Genomic DNA, 17037 nt, shown 5'->3' with positions numbered 1-17037 from the left:
ACCCCATCTTTCGTATTCAATCGGTCGGGGCCGGCTCTGTCTGCCCGCATCTCCGCGGCGCGCCTCCTCGACAGGCCGACGCCTGTCTTCGTCCGCGCACCACGAATCTGCGGGCAGACAGAGCCGGTGACGCCCGTGCTGAATAGATCAGAGCATCCTTTACACTGCCGGGCTTTCCCCACGCGAATCCCCGATCACGTGAGCAAGACCGAAGCAACCCTGCAGGCACGACAACTGATCCAGTTCATCCGCGACGAGATCCCGCTGGCCCATGCGATGGACCTGGAACTGGCGGACTGCGACGAGCACAGCCTGACCCTGCGCGCGCCACTGGCGCCCAACGTCAACGACAAGGGTTGCGCCTTCGGCGGCAGCCTGGTCAGCGTGATGACGCTGAGCGGCTGGGCGCTGGTCGAACTGGCGTTGCGCAGGCGCGGCACGGACTGCGACGTATTCGTCGCCGAGTCCAGCGTGCGCTACCTGGCGCCGCTGTGGGACGACTTCCACAGCCAGGCGCGACTGGCCGAGGACGCGGACTGGGCGACGTTCTTCTCCACCCTGGACAACCGCGGCCGTGCGCGCATCGCGATCGACTGCGTGGTGCCCGGCGAGAATGGCGAACCGGCGTGCACCTTGAACGCGCGCTTCGTGGCCAAACGCCGCGCCTGAGTGGACTGCCTGCGCATCAGGCAGAATGGGCGGGATTTCATCGGGGAGGAAACCACATGCGCCGGATGTCCAGTCTTCTGATCGTGCTGTTGTCGGGCCTGCTGCTGGCCGGCTGCGCCACCAAGACCCGCAGCGATGCCCTCACCACCACGCTCAAGGCGTACGGCAGCACGCTGCGCTGGGGCGATTTCCAGAGCGCCGCCCAGTTCGTCGAGCCCAAGGTTCGCGCTGCGCATCCGCTGACCTCGCTGCAGCTGGCGCGCTTCCAGCAGGTGCGGGTCACCGAATACAACGACGATGCAGGCCCGGTGCCAACCGGCGACTTCGACGTGCAGCAGACGGTGGTGATCAACCTGGTCAACATCCACAACCAGTCCGAGCGCAGCGTCGTCGACCACCAGACCTGGCATTACGACGAGGCGACCAGGCACTGGTGGCTGACCAGCGGCCTGCCGGACATCACCCAGGATTGAGTCGGCGCGGCCGCGCAAGCGGCGGCAACCCCGTATAATCGACGGTTTACCCGAATTGGTGCGATCAAGGCACCTGTGGACTGACGATGAACGATTTCCTGCACAAGCTGCCCGAATTTGTCGGCAACCATGTGGCCCTGGTGGCCCTGTTCGCGATCCTGCTGCTGGCATTGATCGTGATGCAGGTCAGCGCCCTGTTCAGCAAGGTCAGGGAACTGAGCCCCGCCGGCCTGACCCACCTGATCAATCGCGAGAACCCGCTGCTGATCGATCTGTCGGCGATCGCCGAGTTCGAGAAGATGCACGTGCCCGGCGCGAAACACGTGGCGATGAGCCAGTTCGATCCGGAGAACAAGGATCTGGCCAAGGCGAAGGAGCTGCCGGTGGTGGTGATGGACAAGGACGGTCGCGGCAATTCGATCAAGGCCGCGCAGCGGCTGGTCAAGGCCGGCTTCGCCAAGGTCCACCGCCTCGACGGCGGCGTGCTGGCCTGGCACGCGGCGCAATTGCCGGTGGCCAAGGGCAACCGGTAAGGAACCCGCTGGCGGGTCGCGCTCCCGCCCCGCTGCCCGATCAGACAGCGATCGCCAGGTGTCGATCGCCAGGTGTCTACGGCACCGGCAAGTCGTGGATGCCCGCGCGCCCGGCGATGATCTGCACCAGCACGTCGGGCGCGTATTCGAACGAGTCGTAGTAGAGCCGATCCTCCGGCAGGCCGGCGGCGAGGAAGCGCGGATGCGCGGCATCGATCATCGCCGGCGGCCCGCTCATGTACAGGTCGTGGCCTGACAGGTCCGGCTGGTCGGCCAGCACCGCTTCGTGCACCAGGCCGGTGCGCAAACTCGACGCGCCGTCCGCGCCGTCCGCGTCGGACACCACCGCGTGGAACGCGAGGTTCGGCAGCTCGCCCGCCCAGCGTTCGGCCAGCGCGCGCAGGTACAGGTCATCCGCCACGCGCGCGCCCCAGTAGACCTGGATGGCGCGACGCGTGCCTAGCGCGATGAAGTGCTCGACGATCGCCTTCACCGGCGCAAAACCGGTGCCGCCGGCCATGAAGATCATCGGGCGTTCCGAATCCTCGCGCGGCACGAAGGTGCCCAGCGGACCTTCCACGCGCAGGTGATCGCCCGGCTTCAGCGTGCTGCTGACCCACGACGTGAAACCGCCGCCGGCCACGTGGCGCACGTGCATCTCGATCATGCCGTCGGCCTGCGGACCGTTGGCGATCGAGAACGGACGACGCTTGCCGTCTTCCAGCAGCACGTCGACATACTGGCCGGGCAGGCGCTTCAGGCGACGCTCGCCGCGTGCCGGCAGCAGGCGCAGGCCGGTGACATCCGGCGCCAGCGACCACTTCTCGGTCACCACCATGCCCAGCTGGCGCCGCGCGATGTCCTCCACCGAGGTGACTTCGCGCGCCTCCAGCAGCAGGTCGGTCGCCGGCACCGCCTGGCACAGCAACACCGCATGGTGGGCCTGCTCGTCCGCATTCAGCGCCAGCGGCGGATTGCGCGGATACTCGCAACGCCCGTCCAGCAAGGTGGCCTTGCAGCTGCCGCAGACGCCGGCCCGGCACGAGTAGGGCAAGGCCACGCCCGCCCGTTGCGCCGCTTCCAGCACGGTTTCGCCCGCGACCACCGAAAACTGGCGGCCGGATGTCTTGAGGGTGACCTTGAACACGTGTGCATTGTCGCGGCGATGACCCCGGACGACAATGCGGGCTCGATCCATGGGAATCAACGATGAGCATCTGGAAACAATCCACCGACCTGGACCGCGTCAACGCATGGAGCGCCAACACCATGATGGAGACGCTGGGCATCCGCATCACCGCGGTCGGCGACGACTGGCTGGCCGGCACCATGCCGGTCGACCATCGCACCCACCAGCCCTACGGCCTGCTGCACGGCGGCGCCTCGGTGGTGCTGGCCGAAACGCTGGGCAGCACCGCCGCGATGCTGACCCTGGACCCGGCGAAGGAGCTGGCGGTGGGACTGGACATCAACGCCAACCACATCCGCGGCGTGCGCGGCGGCAGCGTCACCGGCACCGCCAAGATGCTGCACATCGGCCGCACCACCCAGGTATGGGAGATCCGCATCGAAAGCGAGGAAGGCGCGCTGGTGTGCATTTCGCGCATCACCATGGCGGTGATCGCGGCGCGCGGCATGGGCACGCGTTGAACACGCCGCATCTCGATAGAGCGTCCCCTCACCTCAATCCTCTCCCCGACACGGGGAGAGGAGGCGAAAGCAAGAGGCGCGTTTCCTGATGGCGGCTGCGCCGTATGGCAACCTCACGCCCGATCTCGTGCTCGACGCCGTGAGCGCCTGCGGGCTGTGGCCGGACGGTCGCCTGCTGGCGCTGAACAGCTACGAGAACCGGGTGTGGCAGGTCGGCATCGAGGACGCCGCCCCGGTCATCGCGAAGTTCTACCGGCCCGGGCGCTGGAGTGATGCGGCGATTGTCGAGGAACACACGTTCGCGCAGGAGCTGGCGGACGCCGAACTGCCCGCGGTCGCGCCGCTCGCGTTCGACGACCGCACCCTGCTGCATCACGAAGGTTTCCGCTATGCGCTGACCCCGCGTCGCGGTGGCCGTGCGCCGGAGCTGGAAGCGGTCGACCAGTTGCAGTGGCTGGGCCGGCTGATCGCGCGCATGCATCTGATCGGCGCCCGCACGCCGTTCGAACATCGCGGCAGGCTCGACCGCGACACCATGGTGCAGCAGCCGATGCATGCGGTACTCGCCTCGTCGCTGCTGCCGACCGGCCTGCAGACCAACTACCGCGCCGCCGCGACCCGGCTGGACGCGGGCATCGGCGCGCGCATGGAGGCGCTCGGCCCGCTGCACCAGTTGCGCCTGCATGGCGATTGCCATCCGGGCAACGTGCTGTGGACCGAGGCCGGGCCGCACTTCGTCGACTTCGATGACGCCCGCAGCGGCCCCGCCGTGCAGGACCTGTGGATGCTGGCCAGCGACGAACGCACGATGGAGGCGCTGCTCGAGGGCTACCAGCAGTTCCGCGATTTCGACCACGGCGAACTGGCGCTGATCCCCGCCCTGCGTGCGATGCGCCAAGTGCATTACGCCGGCTGGATCGCCGCGCGCTGGCACGACCCGGCCTTCCCCACCGCGTTCCCGTTCGCCGCCGAATCGCGCTGGTGGGAACAGCACATCGCCGACCTGCACGAGCTGGCGGACGAACTCGGCGCGTGATGGAATGGCGGCAGGGGGAAACTGCCATGACGAAGATCCACGGAACACACTGGATGGTGCGGGCCACCTGCATCACGCTGGGCGCCGGCGCCGTGCTCGGCATCATCAACGGCTTCAATGCGATGGGCTCCACGGCATCGGGCTCACCCGTGATGTGCGCCGTCGCCGTGCTGATCTACCTGGCCATCGGCGCCGCAGCGGTGGGACTCTGGTTCGGCGAGGACCTTGGGCTGCAGGCGACGCGCCTGCTGCTCGTGCAGATTCCCCTGGCTCAGTCGGCCAGCTTCAGCTACCTCTTCTACACCGGCGCGCTCGGCGTGCTGTACGGCGGCAGCAAATTCGGCCTGCAAGGCCTGGTGGGGTCTTCGTTCGCGCTGGGCATCTACCCCGGCAGTGCTTCGAATGGTGACTACATCGTCGGCGTGAACCTGCTGGCGATCGCGATGCTGGTGATACTCGGCCGTGTCGACCTGCTGCCATCCGCGTCGCCACCGCCACTGCCGCAATCGCCGTCCTGACGGCGACCACCTCGCAAGAACTTTCATCCGGGCGCCCGAACAGGCATGCTTGAGCGGATACCCTGGCCGAGCATCCCCATGAAACGATCCCGCACCGCCGCCCTGCTGCTGATGGGCACGGCCCCGCTGCTGCTGACCGCCTGCGACCGCAACGAGGCGCGCGAAGGCCTGTACACCTCGGTCGAGGCCTGCGTGGCGCAGACCAATGACAGCAGCACCTGCAACCAGGCCTTCGCCAAGGCCGAGCAGGAAGCGGTGGCCACCGCGCCGCGCTTCGCCAACCGCGAGGAATGCGAGGCCAGCTACGGCAAGGAGAAGTGCGCCGAGCGCAGCGACGGCAACAACCATTCGTTCTTCGGCCCGCTGATGACCGGCTTCTTCCTGTCGCAGATGATGCGCAACGGCGTGGCCGCCAACGGCTTCAACAGCGCCCCCGCGTTCCGCGACAGCAACGGCGGCTGGCAAAGGCCGGCGGCGGGCGGCGCCAGCGGCGGGGTCTATCGTGGCGGCACCGCAGGCACCGGCATGGTGCCGATCAACGCCACGCCGAATCGCGCGGTCACCACCAGCCGCTCCGGCTTCGGCCGCTCCAGCGGCAGTCGCGGTTTCGGCAGCTGATGCGCCGCATCGCGCTGGCCGAGCGCCCCGACTGGCGCGCCAGGGCCGCGGACTGCGGTTTCGGTTTCCACACCATCGACGACGCGCCGTACTGGGACGAGTCCGCGTATTACGCCTTCAGCCTGCGCGAGATCGAGCACGACATCGAGTCGCCCACCGAAGAACTGCACGCGATGGCGCTGGACATGGTCGAGCGCATCGTGGGCAGCGAGCAGCTCATGCAGCAGTTGGCGATACCCGAGCCGTACCGCGACTGGATCGCGCAAAGCTGGCGCGAGCGTCAGCCGCATTTGTACGGGCGCATGGACTTTGCCTACGACGGCAGCGGCCCGGCCAAACTCTACGAACTGAACTACGACACGCCGACCTCGCTGTTCGAGGCCGCGTTCTTCCAGTGGCAATGGCTGGAGGACCAGCTCGGGCGCGCCCAGCTGCCGGCTGGCAGCGACCAGTTCAACTCGATCCAGGAATCGCTGGTGGAGGCGTTCGGCACGATCGCCCGCGGCATCGCGCGACCGTTCCATTTCGCCGCCGTGCGCGACTCGAACGAGGACCAGGGCACCATCGCCTACCTGCGCGACTGCGCGCTGCAGGCCGGCATCGAGTGCGGCACGCTGGCGATCGAGGACATCGGCATCTCCGAGGACGGCCGCTTCACCGACCTCGACGACCAGGTGATCGGCTGTCTGTTCAAGCTGTACCCGCTGGAAGACCTGTTCCGCGAAACGTTCGGCCCGTACCTGCCGCGCTCAGGGCTGCAGCTGATCGAACCGCCGTGGAAGGCGCTGCTCAGCAACAAGGGCATCCTGCCGCTGCTGTGGGATGCGCACCGCGGCCACCCGAACCTGCTGCCGGCCGAGTTCGATCAGGGCGGCGCGCTGCCGCGCGGCTGGGTGCGCAAGCCGCTGCATTCGCGCGAGGGCGCCAACATCGCGATGCACCTGGACGACGGCCGCGAGCTGCGCACCGACGGCCCGTACGACGGCCCGTGCATCCGCCAGGCCTGCCATCCGCTGACCGCGTTCGACGGCCACTATCCGCTGATCGGCAGCTGGGTGGTCGGCGACCGCGCCTGCGGCATCGGCATCCGCGAGGACAGCTCGCTGGTGACCCAGGACAGCGCCCGCTTCGTGCCGCATGCCATCGTCGAGGAAGCGCGCGGCGTACTGATCGCCTAAGCTTGCATTTTTTCCAACCGGGCTTCGCATGCGCACTGTTCTGTTCCGCCTGATCGGCGTCCTCGAAATCGCCGGCGGCTTCTACGGGGTGGCGGCGATGCTGCACCGGCTGCTTCCATTCGGCGCCCACGACAGCCTGATCGCCCTGCTCGGCCTGGCGCTGTACGGCTTCGTGCTGGCCGCCGGCATCCAGCTGGTCGCCGGCAGCGAGCAGGGCGTGCGGATGTCGCGCTGGGCGCAGCTGCTGCAGCTGCCGCTGATCGCCCTGCCCGTGTTCAGTTACGGCCTGCACTGCGGCGCCTTCGTCAACGTGTTCGCCACGCTGCAGTCGACGCCGCGGCTGGGCATCGACTGGCACCTCGGCTCGCAGGGTTTCCTGCTGGCGATTGCCGGGCCGTCGGTGTCGCGGATCGGCATCAACCTGCTGGCGCTGCTGTCGTGGCTGGTGCTGCGACTGCGCTGATTCATTCAACACCGGAGAACCCGAGATGGCGCGTCCCAATTACATCGAACTGCCGGCCAGCGACATCGCGGCGTCCAAGGCGTTCTACAGCCAGGCGTTCGGCTGGGAGCTGACGGACTTCGGTCCCAGCTACGCGGCGACCATGACCGGCGACGTGGACGTCGGCCTGCAGGGCGATCCGACCGAAGCCACCCGCGCGCCGCTGCCGGTGCTCGCGGTGGACGACCTGGAGGCCGCACTGCTCGCGGTGACCGCGGCCGGCGCCAGCATCGTGCGTCCGATCTTCGCCTTTCCCGGCGGGCGGCGCTTCCAGTTCCTCGACCCGCACGGCAACGAGCTGGCGGTGGTGCAAGCCGGCTGAGCATTCGCCGTCGCAGGGCGGCCAGCGCCCGGCCACCAGCTATCATGGGCGGATGAATACTCCCGCCGCACTCCCCGTCATCCGCCTGAAATCCGACCGCAGCCCCGGCCATCCGTGGGTGTGGTCGGCACAGATCTACAAGCCGGAATCGAAACTGCCGCCGGGCAGCGTGGTCGAGGTGCAGGACGCGAAGGGCCGCTTCGTCGGCCGCGCGTTCTGGAACGGCCACGCGCGCATCGCGTTGCGTTTGCTGGATACGCATCCCGACGCCAGCATCGACGCCGAGTGGATCGCCGCGCGCATCGCCCGCGCCGTGCAGCTGCGCCGCGACTGGCTGCAACTCGATGCGGTCAGCGACGCCTGGCGCGTGGTGCACAGCGAAGGCGACGACCTTTCGGGCCTGATCGTCGACCGCTACGCCAACGTCATCGTGGTCGAATACTTCGCCGCCGGCATGTGGAAGTTCCGCGAAGCGATCCACGCCGCCCTGCTCACGCATTTCCCCGGCGCGCAGCTGTACTGGTTCGCCGAATCACACGTGCAGAAGCAGGAATCGTTCGACTGCCGCAGCCCCGACGTGCCCGCCGCGTTCGAGGTGCACGAACACGGCCTGCGCTTCCACGCCGCGCCGGGTTCCGGCCACAAGACCGGATTCTTCGCCGACCAGCGCGACAACCGCAAACGCTTCGCCGAACTGGCCAGGGGCCGCCGCGTGCTCGACCTGTGCTGCAACGCCGGCGGTTTCGCGGTGCACGCGATGGCGGCCGGTGCGCGCGAGGCCGTCGGCGTGGACCTGGACGCCGGCATCCTCGAAGTCGCCCGCGCCAATGCCCAGGCGAACAACGTCGCGGTGAGCTTCGAGCAGTCCGACATCTTCGACTGGGTGCGCGCGGCGGTAGCCCGCGGCGAGCGCTACGACGCGGTGATCCTCGACCCGGCCAAGCTCACCCGCGACCGCAGCAAGGTGATGGACGCGCTGAAGAAATACTTCGCGATGAACCGCATGGCGCTGGACATCATCCCGCCCGGCGGCCTGCTGCTGACCTGTTCGTGCACCGGCCTGGTCGGCGAAGGCGAGTTCCTGGAAATGCTGCGCCGGGTCGCGCTCAACGCCGGCCGCACGATCCAGGTACTGGAAGTGCGCGGCGCCGGCGCCGATCATCCGGTCCGCACCGACGTGCCGGAAGGCCGTTATCTGAAGGCGGTGTTCTGCCGGGTGGATTGAAGCTGCTTCCGCAGGAGGGTCACGCGCCGCGGGGCAGTCGCCCGCGCAGCGAGGCGGCATCGAACGGGCCAGGCTCGGCGATCAGCTCGCGCGCGGCGCCGACCTGGTCCCAGGTGTTCCACAACAGCACGCCGCGCACGCGACCGCCGTCGAGGTAGTACACCACGCCTTCGCGATACGGCTCACGCCAGTCCTCGACCACCTGAAGCCGCGTATCGAGCAGGCCGACGGCTTCGTAACCCAGGTCGAACAGATCCGAGTAGAAGAACGGCTGGACCACGTAATCTTCCGCCACGCCGGCCATTGCGCGTCCCGCATGCCGGCCCATGCCGATCGCGGCATCCTCGTGCTCCACGCGCATCCGGCGATCAAGCGCGACACTGTGGAAATTGGCCACGTCGCCGGCGGCCCAGATGTCCGCATCGCTGCTGCGCAGTTGCGCATCGACCACGATGCCGTTGTCGACGGTGAGCCCGGCCTGCTCGGCCAGCGCGGTGTTCGGCGTCACGCCGAGGCCGGCCACCGCCGCCTCCACCCGCAACACCTCGCCGTCGGACAGGCTCAGCTCCACGCCGCCGTCGGTCCTGCTGCCACCGATGACCCGAACGCCGCTGCGCACATCCACGCCACGGCTGCGGTAGTAGTCGTCGAGATAGTGCGCCAACCCATCGGGATAGCGGCCCGCGCCGATCGTCTCGCCGGGAAACAGCAGGCTCACCTTGCCGCCGATGCTGCATAGCGAGGCCGCCAGCTCGCAGCCGATGAAGCCGCCGCCGATCACGGCGATGTAGGCGCCGGGTCGGGCGTAGCGGCGCAGCGCTTCGTAGTCGGCCAGCGTGCGGTAGTGGATCAGCCTTTCGCCGCCATCGATCGGCAGCAGGCGCGGCGTGGTGCCGGTGGCCAGCAGCAGCCGGCGATAACGATAGCTGTCGCCCCGGTCGTCGCGGGCCACGTGGGCGACGCGATCCAGCGAGGCAATGCGCCGCCCCGGATGCAGTGTCGCTCCGCTCCCTGCGGTGGCCAGGTCGATGTCCGCGAGCGACTTGTCGCCCTTCCACATCGCCTTGCTCAGCGGCGGCCGCTGGTAGGGTGGCGCGGGATCGTCGCCCACGATGCCGACGTTCGCTGCGCCGTCGACCTCGCGGATGGCTTTGGCAGCGGCGTCGGCGGCCATGCCGCCGCCGATGATCAGGTAATCGTGGACATGTTCCATGACGTTCTCCCGGGCTGAACCTCCGCCCATGATGCACCGCCCCGGCGACGGCGACATGAATCCGGGCGCAGCCAATGAGACCGCTCGACGTACACTGGATGCCTTGCCCCGGGAAAACGTTCCATGCCGCTCAATGAAACCCTGCTGATTGTCCTCGTGATCCTCGCCGCGCTGGTGTTGCTGCTGCAGGTGGCGCTGCTGCTGCGCGGCCGCGGCGATCCCGGCCTCGCAGCCAAGCTGGACACGCTGAAGGACGACAGCGCCCGCGTCGAACGCACCGTGCGCGAGGAACAGCGCGCCGGCCGCGAGGAATTGCAGCAGGGCTTCGACCGCTTCCGCGGCCACGTGGGCGAACAGCTCAACGGCATGTCGCAGCAGCAGTCCGAGCGCATCGACGGCTTCGGCCAGCGGCTGACCCTGCTCACCGAACGCACCGACAACGGCCTGCAGTCATTGACCCAGCGACTGATCGAGGACGCGCGCAAGGGCCGCGAGGAAATCGCCACCACCCTCAACCGGCTGGGCGAACAGCAGCAACAGCGCCTGGCCGCGCTCACCGCCGACAACGAAAAGCGCATGGGCGAGATGCGCGCCACGCTGGAAGCCAAGCTTGGCGCGATCCAGCAGGACAACGCGGCGAAACTCGAACAGATGCGCGCCACCGTGGACGAAAAGCTGCACGCCACGCTGGAAACCCGCCTGGGCGAATCGTTCAAGCTGGTGTCCGAGCGGCTCGAAGCGGTGCAGCGCGGGCTGGGCGAAATGCAGAACCTGGCCACCGGCGTGGGCGACCTGAAGCGCGTGCTGACCAACGTGAAGAAGCGGGGCATCTTTGGCGAAGTGCAACTGGGCGCCCTGCTGGAAGACATGCTCACCGCCGAGCAGTACGCGTCCAACGTGATCACCGTGCCGGGCAGCAACGACCGCGTCGAGTTCGCGATCCGCATGCCGGGCCAGGACGAGGGCGAACACGTCTACCTGCCGATCGACGCGAAGTTTCCGGTGGAGGACTACCAGCGCCTGCTCGACGCCCAGGAAGCCTCCGATGCCGATGCCGCGCAGGCCGCCGGCCGCGCGCTGGAACTGCGCGTGCGCGAGGAGGCCAAGCGCATCCACGGCAAATACGTGGCGCCGCCGCACACCACCGATTTTGCCGTGCTGTACCTGCCCACCGAGGGCCTCTACGCCGAGGTGATCCGTCGCCCCGGCCTGTTCGAGAACCTGCAGCGTGACCACCGGATCACCGTGGCCGGTCCGACCACGCTCAGCGCCCTGCTCAACAGCCTGCAGATGGGCTTCCGCACGCTGGCGATCGCCAAGCGCAGCAGCGAGGTGTGGAAGATCCTCGGCGCGGTGAAGAACGAGTTCGGCAAGTTCGGCGTGGTGCTGGAAAAGACCCGCAAGCAACTCGACGCAGCCCGCAACAGCATCGACAGCGCCGGCCAGCGCACCCGCGCGATCGAGCGCAAGCTGCGCGACGTGGAGTCGCTGTCCGGCGACAGCCCGTTGCTGCTGGACGATGTGCCGGCGCTGGATGACGGTGGTGACGACGCCACCGCGCCGTAGGACGAAAGCGCCTGCGGACAGACGGCACTCACCGTTTCCACTGGAACACGTCTTCCACGCCCGCGCCGAACACATGGGCGATGCGGAACGCCAGCTCCAGCGAGGGCGCGTACTTGCCCGCCTCCAGCGCGATCACCGTCTGCCGGGTGATGCCGCAGGCATCCGCCAGCGCCTGCTGGGTCATCTCGCCATGCTCGAAGCGCAGCTTGCGGATCAGGTTGTCGATCGGCGTGCCGGTCATGCGGCGCGCCGGTCGTGCCAGTAGGTGATGCCCGTCACCGCGTACTCGAGCAGGCAGGAGGCGATCAGGCCGGCCATCAGCAGGTTGGACATCGCCATCGGCCTTGCCCAGGCCAGATGATCCAGCGGCGAGAACGCGAACATCACCGCCAGCGCCAGCACGAAGACCGACAGCCCCCCGCGTGCCCACCCGCTGGCGCGCGCCTCGATCTGGCGATCGCGCTCGTCGGCCTCCACGGTGTCGCGCCAGCGCTTGCGCAACACCTGCATCACCACCAGCCACGCGACCACCAGCCAGCCGACGTGCCGGCCGATCGCCGAGGCCTCCGGCGCCATCGAGCCATCCGCGGCGACCATCTGCGAGCCGCGCAGGGCGTAGTAGGCGAGGATGGCCGCGGTGAAGATCACGCCGATCCAGGCGCGCTGTTCGCCGGGGGACACCGTCGCCATCGACTCGTCCGTCTTCGCCGCGGCCGCCGATTCGCGCATGGTCGACCACAGCAGGTACCAGACCAGCCATGCCGCCCCCAGCACGGCCACGCCACCAGGCCAGCCCAGGTCGATGTCCGGCAGCACGAACAGCACATAGAACGCGAGAACCGACAGCGGGATCAGCACCGCATAACGCAGGGATCGAGGCATGATGTCTACTCCATTGGACGTTATGTACGTTATACATTACATATTGTCCTGTCAACATGACCTTCAGCGGAGCAGCTTGCACCGGCCCGGCATCGGAACGAGCGCTGCACAGACGCCACTGGACACGGACGCTAAACTGGTACGTCCGCATACCGAGGCCTTCGCATGAGCGACCAGCGCAACCCGAACGATGTCAGCCAGGAACAAGCCGAGGAGGCGGTGCGCACCCTGCTGCGCTGGGCCGGCGAAGACCCCACGCGCGAAGGCCTGCTCGACACGCCCAAGCGGGTGGTGAAGGCTTACGGCGACTGGTTTTCCGGCTACGCCGAGGATCCGGCCGACTTCCTCAAGCGCACCTTCAAGGAGGTCGAGGGCTACGACGAGATGGTGGTGCTGCGCGACATCGAGTTCGAGAGCCATTGCGAGCACCACATGGCGCCGATCATCGGCCGCGCCCACGTCGGCTACCTGCCGACCAACCGCGTGGTCGGCATCAGCAAGCTGGCGCGCGTGGTCGACGGTTACGCGCGGCGCTTCCAGGTGCAGGAAAAACTCACCGCGGAAATCGCCCACTGCATCCAGGAAACCCTGCAACCGGCTGGCGTGGCCGTGGTGATCGACGCCAGCCACGAGTGCATGACCACCCGCGGCGTGCACAAGCGCGGCGTGTCGATGGTGACCAGCCAGATGCTGGGCACCTTCCGCGAGGACGCCAGGACGCGCGCCGAGTTCCTGCAATTCATCGGCATCCACGGCGGCCGCCGCTGAACACGCGGGTGGTCGCTGCCGCCGCGGCCCTGCTGCTGGCATCGACGGCGACCCATGCCCAGTCCAGCCGCGAGGAGTACCTGCGGCGCTTCGACGGCAACGGCGACGGCCGGGTCAGCGCGGCGGAATACGTGGCCTACATGAGCCAGGGTTTTCGCAACATGGACAGCAACGGCGACGGCATCATCGAAACCGATGAACTGCCCGGTGGCCGCGGCCAGCCGATCACGCTGCAGGAAAACCGCGACAACCTGCGCCGCCAGTTCCACAAGCTGGACCGCAACCGCGACGGTTACCTCAACGCCCGCGAACTGACCGCGCCACCCGGATAATGCCCCACCCCTGCGTGCAGGGGAGGGGCCGGGGTGGGGTCGCCCCTGGCTCAGGCCGAGATCGCCAGCTTCTCGGAGCGATACAGCTGCGCGGTCACCAGCACCGCGAGCAGGGCCGCCGCCAGGCTGCCGGCCAGGCACAGGCCGAGCTGTTCGCCGGTGACACCATCGCCGCGCAGCAACTGCATGATGCCCAGGTTCTGCCCCAGCAGCGGGATCGCGTACATCCACGCCTGCGCCTTGATCGGCATGAACGACAGCAGCGCACTGGGAATGATCGGCACCAGCATCAGCAGCGAGATGTAGGTCTGCGCCTCGCGATAGCTCTTGGCAAACGCCGCCACCAGTGACTGCAGCGCGGACAGCAGCAGCACCAGCGGCAGCATCAGCAGCAGCACGTAGGTGGCGAAGTGCAGGCCAAGGTCCAGCTCCATGCCGATCTTCTCGGCGGGGATGAAGCGGCCGACCACGGCGAAGCCCAGCAAGGTGATCAGCAGGCTCGCGGTGGAGAACGCGCAGATCGCCGCCAGCTTGCCGCAGAGGATTTTCCAGCGCGCCACCGGGTTGGCGAACAGCGGCTCCAGCGACTGCCGCTCGCGCTCGCCTGCGGTGAGATCGATCGCCAGGTACATGCCACCCATGAAGATGGTGATCACGAAGAAGTACGGCAGCATCGCGAACATCAGCACCGCGCGCGACTGCGGCGTGGCCTGGTCGCGCTTGGCCACCTGCAGCGGCCACGCGGTGCTGGGCGACATCCCGCGCGCGACCAGTCGCATCGCACCCTGTTGCCGCGCATAGTTCTCGACCAGGTCGCTGACCCGCTCCACCGACGTGTTCGCATCACGCCGCGAGGAGTCGTAGAACAGCTCCACCTGCACCGGCTCACCCTTGCGCCACGCCTTGCCGTAATCAGGAGCAATGCGCAGCACCACGTCGGCATCCTGCTTGCGCACGGCCTGCGCGGGATCGGCCACCGCCGCGCCCGGCACCACGCCGCCGGCCTTCAGTGCATCGATCAGGTTGGGCGCGTATTTGGCGCCCAGCACCGGCACCGGCAGCGGCTTCTCGGCCTTGTCCAGTTCGCGGTTGAGGGTGAGGTTGATCAGCATCACGAACAGCAGCGGCCCCAGCAGCGGGCCGGTGAGGAAGGCGCTCATCAGGGTGCGGCGGTCGCGCAGGTTTTCCTTCACCTCCTTCAGGAACACGGTGAGAAAGGCGCTGCTGCGCCGGATTTTCGCGGACATGTCGTTCATGCGGCGAGACCCTCTTCGCTGCCGATGATCTTCACGAAGGCATCCTCCAGGTTGTCCTCGCCGGTCTGGGCGCGCAGCGCGTCCGGCGTTTCGTCGGCCACCACGCGGCCGTGTGCGATCACCACGATGCGGTCACACAAGGCGCCCACCTCCTGCATGATGTGGCTGGAAAACAGCACGCAACGCCCCTCTTCTTTCAGCCGCGTCATGAACTGGCGCAGCGCACGGGTGGCCATTACGTCGAGGCCGTTGGTGGGTTCGTCGAGGATGACGTTGCGCGGGTCGTGCACCAGCGCGCGGGCGATCGCGGTCTTCACCCGCTGGCCCTGGGAGAAACCCTCGGTGCGGCGGTCGGCGATGTCGCCCATCTCCAGCGCCTTGACCAGGGCTTCGCGCCGGCTCGCCAGCAGTTCTTCGGGCAGACCATGCAGGCGGCCGAAGTAGTCGATGTTCTCGCGCGCACTGAGCCGCTTGTACAGCCCGCGCGCATCCGGCAGCACGCCGAGCTGGCGACGCACGGCCAGCGGGTCGGCCGCTGCATCGATGCCATCGACCAGCACCTGGCCACGATCCGGCGCCATCAGCGTGTACAGCATGCGCAGCGTGGTGGTCTTGCCGGCGCCGTTGGGGCCGAGCAGGCCGGTGATCTCGCCGTCGCGGGCAGTGAAACTGACGCCGTCGACAGCCTTCACCGCGCCGAACGCCTTGTGCAAATCCCTTACCTCGATCATGGGGTCGCTCCGTTGAAGTCGATGAAGATCGGCGTCGGCTGCAACCGGTCCAGGCAACTCGCGTCCAGCGTCTTCGGGTCGAGCTTCTCGATGAAATGCTGGATCAGCTGCGGCGTGCAGCCGGTCGCCATGACACTGTGCGCCTGGCCCTTGAGGGTCAGCACCCGCGCGTTCGGCAGGCCCTTGGCCACTTCCTCGGCGTAGCGGGGCGGGGTCACCGGGTCGTACTGGCCGGCCAGCAGCAGGACCGGTTTGTCGGTCTTCAGCGGCGCGTGAAAATCGGCCGGGCGCGTGCCTTTCGGCCACACCGAACACACCGCCTTCAGCGCGTCGACCATGCGCGTGCCGAGGATGGTCTGCGCATCCTGCGGGCGCACGGCCAGCAGGTCGGCGTCCTCGCTGCAGATCACCGAATACTGCATGCCGCTGCCCATCAGCTCCGACAGTTCGCCGGACAGCAGCTTGGCCTGGCCCAGCAGCGGACCCACGTCGCCATGCGCCGCCGCGTCGATCGACAGCGGCAACAGCGCGGCAGTGGCCGGCGTGTAAGCGAACATGCGCACCACGCTGGCCAGCGAATCCTCGTCCAGCATCTGCTTTACCGTCTGGTAGTTCTGCGGGTCGCGAAAACTGACCTGGTGCGGATTGGCCCGCAACGCGTCGCGCAGCTGGTACAGGGTCTGGTCCGGATCGCCGAACTGCTTCTTGCAGGCCGGCTCGGCGGTGCAGCGGGCGAACTGCGCCTTCAGCGCGTCGTCCAGGTTGCGGGCGAAGTCCTCGCCCAGGGCCAGCGAATTCGGCACCGCGCTGTCCAGCACCACGCTGCGCACCGACTGCGGGAAACGCATCAGGTACTGCTGCGCCATCCGCGTGCCGTACGACACCCCGAGCAAGTCGAACTGCGGCGAACCGATGGCCTTGCGCACGTCCTCCAGATCCTGCGCCGCGATCGTGGTGGTGTAGTAGCGCGGATCGGCGCGACCGGCCAGCAGCTTCAGGCACTGCGCCGCCGCTGCGCGCAGCTTGTCGGCGTCGAAGGTGCTGTCGTCCGGCGCGGTCGTGGCGGCGGACTCCTTGCAGCTGAGCGCATTGGAACCGCCGGTGCCACGCTGGTCGAGCAGCAGCACGTGGCGATGGGCCAGCAGCGGCTTCAGCACCGTCGCCACCTGGCCCGCTGAATCGGTGGCCGCCTGTCCCGGGCCACCGGCAAGAAAGGCCAGCATGTCGGGACTGGCCACCTGCGCCCGCGAACGCAGCACGGCCAGCTTCAGCTTGATCGTGCGGCTGTGCGGATCGGCCCGGTTTTCCGGCACGGGGAAGTCCGCGCACCAGGCCGCCGTGCTCAGGCCGCTGTTCGGGGCGGCAAGCTCGCACGCGGTCAGGGTCAGGCTGCCGAGTTTCCAGGTGGCGGCCGGCGCGGGTGCGACGGCTGCAGTCGAGGCCGAAGCCGGCGCAGGTGGCGCCGGGTCCTTCTCACGATGATGGGCGACGCGGTTGGCCGAGATGATCGCCACCGCGACGGCGACCATCACGCCCATGCGTTTTCCGGGTTTCATGCTCACGTA

Annotated in this window: 21 protein-coding genes; 14 read left to right on the top strand and 7 right to left on the bottom strand. The window is 68.1% G+C overall.

All coding sequences use genetic code 11. The annotated features are described in order from the left end of the window. Positions 1-198 precede the first annotated feature (198 nt). The 3 genes from ASD82_RS11720 to ASD82_RS11710 all read left to right on the top strand — a co-directional run bounded on the left by ASD82_RS11720 (position 199) and on the right by ASD82_RS11710 (position 1675). Complete coding sequence (locus ASD82_RS11720; RefSeq protein WP_056718011.1) at positions 199-669, top strand: YiiD C-terminal domain-containing protein; 471 nt, start codon at positions 199-201, stop codon at positions 667-669. 56 nt (positions 670-725) lie between these two features. Continuing rightward, the gene (locus ASD82_RS11715) at positions 726-1142 is read left to right on the top strand and encodes a hypothetical protein (protein WP_056718010.1); all 417 of its coding nucleotides are present in this window, start codon (positions 726-728) and stop codon (positions 1140-1142) included. 86 nt (positions 1143-1228) lie between these two features. Then, on the top strand, positions 1229-1675 hold the full coding sequence (locus tag ASD82_RS11710; protein ID WP_056718009.1) for a rhodanese-like domain-containing protein: 447 nt from the start codon (positions 1229-1231) through the stop codon (positions 1673-1675). 76 nt (positions 1676-1751) lie between these two features. On the opposite strand, the gene ASD82_RS11705 is transcribed toward ASD82_RS11710, so the two are convergent. Then, a complete protein-coding gene (locus ASD82_RS11705; RefSeq protein WP_235580694.1) occupies positions 1752-2822 on the bottom strand; it encodes a 2Fe-2S iron-sulfur cluster-binding protein in 1071 nt (356 codons plus the stop codon). Positions 2823-2884: 62 nt separating this feature from the next. Between ASD82_RS11705 and ASD82_RS11700 the strand changes: the two genes are divergently transcribed. From ASD82_RS11700 to ASD82_RS11665, 8 genes are all read left to right on the top strand, one after another. Beyond that, positions 2885-3325 carry a hotdog fold thioesterase gene (locus tag ASD82_RS11700; protein WP_056718007.1) on the top strand — a complete coding sequence of 147 codons (441 nt, stop codon included), beginning with the start codon at positions 2885-2887 and terminating at the stop codon, positions 3323-3325. A gap of 88 nt (positions 3326-3413) precedes the next feature. After that, positions 3414-4361: a serine/threonine protein kinase gene (locus tag ASD82_RS11695; RefSeq protein WP_056718006.1), complete on the top strand. Its 948-nt coding sequence runs from the start codon at positions 3414-3416 to the stop codon at positions 4359-4361. Positions 4362-4387: 26 nt separating this feature from the next. Further along, positions 4388-4879, top strand: a complete 492-nt coding sequence (locus ASD82_RS11690) for a hypothetical protein (protein WP_157599254.1) — start codon at positions 4388-4390, stop codon at positions 4877-4879. A gap of 78 nt (positions 4880-4957) precedes the next feature. After that, entirely contained in the window at positions 4958-5497 is a 540-nt protein-coding gene (locus tag ASD82_RS11685) for a DUF1190 domain-containing protein (protein ID WP_007806646.1), read from the top strand. Continuing rightward, on the top strand, positions 5497-6675 hold the full coding sequence (locus ASD82_RS11680; RefSeq protein ID WP_056718004.1) for a glutathionylspermidine synthase family protein: 1179 nt from the start codon (positions 5497-5499) through the stop codon (positions 6673-6675). The genes ASD82_RS11685 and ASD82_RS11680 overlap by 1 nt, the downstream gene beginning before the upstream one ends. Positions 6676-6703: 28 nt before the next feature. Beyond that, positions 6704-7138: a hypothetical protein gene (locus tag ASD82_RS11675; RefSeq protein WP_007806653.1), complete on the top strand. Its 435-nt coding sequence runs from the start codon at positions 6704-6706 to the stop codon at positions 7136-7138. A 25-nt stretch (positions 7139-7163) separates the two neighbouring features. Continuing rightward, a complete protein-coding gene (locus ASD82_RS11670; protein WP_056718003.1) occupies positions 7164-7499 on the top strand; it encodes a VOC family protein in 336 nt (111 codons plus the stop codon). Between the two features lie 52 nt (positions 7500-7551). Beyond that, positions 7552-8724, top strand: a complete 1173-nt coding sequence (locus ASD82_RS11665) for a class I SAM-dependent rRNA methyltransferase (RefSeq protein ID WP_056718002.1) — start codon at positions 7552-7554, stop codon at positions 8722-8724. A 19-nt stretch (positions 8725-8743) separates the two neighbouring features. On the opposite strand, the gene ASD82_RS11660 is transcribed toward ASD82_RS11665, so the two are convergent. Continuing rightward, positions 8744-9937: an FAD-dependent oxidoreductase gene (locus tag ASD82_RS11660; protein WP_056718001.1), complete on the bottom strand. Its 1194-nt coding sequence runs from the start codon at positions 9935-9937 to the stop codon at positions 8744-8746. 123 nt (positions 9938-10060) lie between these two features. On the opposite strand from ASD82_RS11660, the gene rmuC reads away from it, so the two are divergent. Continuing rightward, the gene (gene rmuC, locus ASD82_RS11655) at positions 10061-11503 is read left to right on the top strand and encodes a DNA recombination protein RmuC (RefSeq protein WP_056718000.1); all 1443 of its coding nucleotides are present in this window, start codon (positions 10061-10063) and stop codon (positions 11501-11503) included. 28 nt (positions 11504-11531) lie between these two features. Here the strand turns inward: rmuC and ASD82_RS11650 are convergent, their stop codons facing one another. Then, positions 11532-11744, bottom strand: a complete 213-nt coding sequence (locus ASD82_RS11650) for a helix-turn-helix transcriptional regulator (protein ID WP_056717999.1) — start codon at positions 11742-11744, stop codon at positions 11532-11534. Beyond that, a complete protein-coding gene (locus ASD82_RS11645; protein WP_157599253.1) occupies positions 11741-12385 on the bottom strand; it encodes a hypothetical protein in 645 nt (214 codons plus the stop codon). The genes ASD82_RS11650 and ASD82_RS11645 overlap by 4 nt, the downstream gene beginning before the upstream one ends. A 165-nt stretch (positions 12386-12550) precedes the next feature. Here ASD82_RS11645 and folE point away from each other — a divergent pair, with 165 nt between their 5' ends. Continuing rightward, on the top strand, positions 12551-13153 hold the full coding sequence (gene folE / locus ASD82_RS11640) for a GTP cyclohydrolase I FolE (RefSeq protein WP_056717997.1): 603 nt from the start codon (positions 12551-12553) through the stop codon (positions 13151-13153). 8 nt (positions 13154-13161) lie between these two features. Next, positions 13162-13485, top strand: coding sequence for a hypothetical protein (locus ASD82_RS11635; protein ID WP_056717996.1), 324 nt, complete (start codon positions 13162-13164; stop codon positions 13483-13485). A gap of 50 nt (positions 13486-13535) precedes the next feature. Here the strand turns inward: ASD82_RS11635 and ASD82_RS11630 are convergent, their stop codons facing one another. Genes ASD82_RS11630 through ASD82_RS11620 form a run of 3 tightly spaced genes read right to left on the bottom strand, consistent with a single transcriptional unit; the run spans position 13536 to position 17028 of the window. Next, positions 13536-14741, bottom strand: a complete 1206-nt coding sequence (locus ASD82_RS11630; protein WP_056717995.1) for an ABC transporter permease — start codon at positions 14739-14741, stop codon at positions 13536-13538. Next, the gene (locus ASD82_RS11625; RefSeq protein WP_056717994.1) at positions 14738-15472 is read right to left on the bottom strand and encodes an ATP-binding cassette domain-containing protein; all 735 of its coding nucleotides are present in this window, start codon (positions 15470-15472) and stop codon (positions 14738-14740) included. Before ASD82_RS11625 ends, ASD82_RS11630 begins: the two co-directional genes overlap by 4 nt. After that, entirely contained in the window at positions 15469-17028 is a 1560-nt protein-coding gene (locus tag ASD82_RS11620; RefSeq protein WP_056717993.1) for an alpha/beta hydrolase, read from the bottom strand. The genes ASD82_RS11625 and ASD82_RS11620 overlap by 4 nt, the downstream gene beginning before the upstream one ends. Positions 17029-17037 lie beyond the last annotated feature (9 nt).

Origin of the sequence: Rhodanobacter sp. Root179, assembly GCF_001428465.1 — a bacterium.
Classification (GTDB): domain Bacteria; phylum Pseudomonadota; class Gammaproteobacteria; order Xanthomonadales; family Rhodanobacteraceae; genus Rhodanobacter.
The sequence above is the reverse complement of the archived record's forward strand: the minus strand, read 5'-3'. Positions and strand labels throughout refer to the sequence as shown.